Source organism: Sphingomonas paucimobilis NBRC 13935 (assembly GCF_000739895.2).
Taxonomy (GTDB): Bacteria; Pseudomonadota; Alphaproteobacteria; order Sphingomonadales; family Sphingomonadaceae; genus Sphingomonas; species Sphingomonas paucimobilis.
The window spans coordinates 1-1,534 of the sequence record NZ_BBJS01000060.2 but is presented as its reverse complement, the minus strand read 5'-3'; the positions used below and the strand labels follow the sequence as shown (position 1 = coordinate 1,534).

General features: G+C 68.1%; 1 protein-coding gene. It reads right to left on the bottom strand.

Annotation, left to right across the window (positions count from 1 at the left end):
* Positions 1–1,063: mechanosensitive ion channel family protein (locus SP6_RS18105; RefSeq protein ID WP_053003309.1), on the bottom strand; the 1,063-nt coding region annotated here is incomplete at its 3' end.
* Positions 1,064–1,534 lie beyond the last annotated feature (471 nt).

The window sequence follows — 1,534 nt, the reverse complement described above, 5'->3', positions numbered from 1 at the left end:
TATTCGAATGATGCTCCAACCGCCGCCGGGGCAGCGCCTCGGGCATCTCGCGGCGGATATATTCCAGCAACCCCTCGCGTATCTCGCACCGCAAATCGAACGCGGTCGAAGCATCGCGCGCCGTCATCAGCCCGCGCACTTCGATCGAGTCCGGCTTCACGTCCGTCACCTGCATGTTGAAGAAGCGCCGGTCCCAGCGCGTGCTCGCCTCAACCAGTTCGCCCATCTTCTCGCGCAACCGGGGAATGTCCGCCGCCGAGTCGAGATACCAGAAGACCGACCCCAGCAACTGACTGGTCTCGCGCGTCCAGTTCTGGAAGCTGTTCTCCAGGAACTTGGCGACCGGCACGACCAGCCGCCGCTCGTCCCAGATGCGCACCACCACGAAGGTCAGGTGGATCTGCTCGATACGCCCCCATTCATTGTCGATGATGACCACATCGTCGAGGCGGATCGGCTCGGTAAAGGCCATCTGCACGCCCGCGATCAGGTTCTTGAGCGCGGGCTGGGCGGCGGCACCGACGACCAAGCCGGCGATACCCGCCGACGCCATCAGGGTGACGCCGATGGTGCGGATGCCCGGTACGCTCAGCAGCATCAGGCAGACGGTCAGAAACACGATCAGGAAGATGCCGATCCGCCCCAATATCTGCGCCCGCGTCCGCTTGCGCCGGGCACGTAAGTTATCCTCGACGCTGATGTCGGCGCGTAGATACACGACGCCTTGAAGCGCGCGCAGTCCCGCCACCGCCAGCCAGCCGAGCAACGCCGGCACGCAGAAGCCCAGCACCTGCCGCCAGATTTCGCGCCCGTCGCCTGACATGGGGATGAGCCGCATCGCGAAACTGACCGCGATGGCGATCGCCACCCAGCGCAAGGGCTGGCGTATATGTTCTAGGACAAGGTCGTCGCTCTGGCTGGCGGTGCGCCGCGCGGCATGCCCGGCGATCCGCATCGCGATACTGTGCACCACGACCGCGATCAGTACCGCCGCCGCGATGATGAGGACATGTTGCAGCCACAGCCATTCGGCCGGAATGTCGAGCGATCGAAGCCAGCGCATAACCCTGCAAAAGGGTCAGGCCCGCGAAGGTTCCCGTTCGGGGCCGCGTAATCCCGTGGCCTTCGACTTCGCTCAGGCGGAACGGAGGGGGGATTTGTGGCGCGTACCCCAACGGCCGTTCAGCGTGAGCGAAGTCGAAGCGCACGTTCCGCCCCATCCTCAAACGGCAAAAGCGCCCCCGACCGAAGTCGGAGGCGCCTTCATCACGGCCGGATCACGCCGCCGGGCGAACCGCGCCTGTGGGAGCCGGAACCGGCGCCCCGGCAGGCGCGGGCGGCGGAACCGGAGCTCCTTGCGGGGCGACGCCATTCACCGGCGGAGGCGGCGGCACCGCACCCGGTGCGCAGCCACCCGGCGGGGGCGGAGGGGGCGCACCGGGGCCACCGGATCCACCTGGGCCACCCGGCGGCGGGGGCGGAGGCGCATCGCCGCGCGGACCGCCAGGCGGGGGCGGAGGCGCATCGCCGCGCG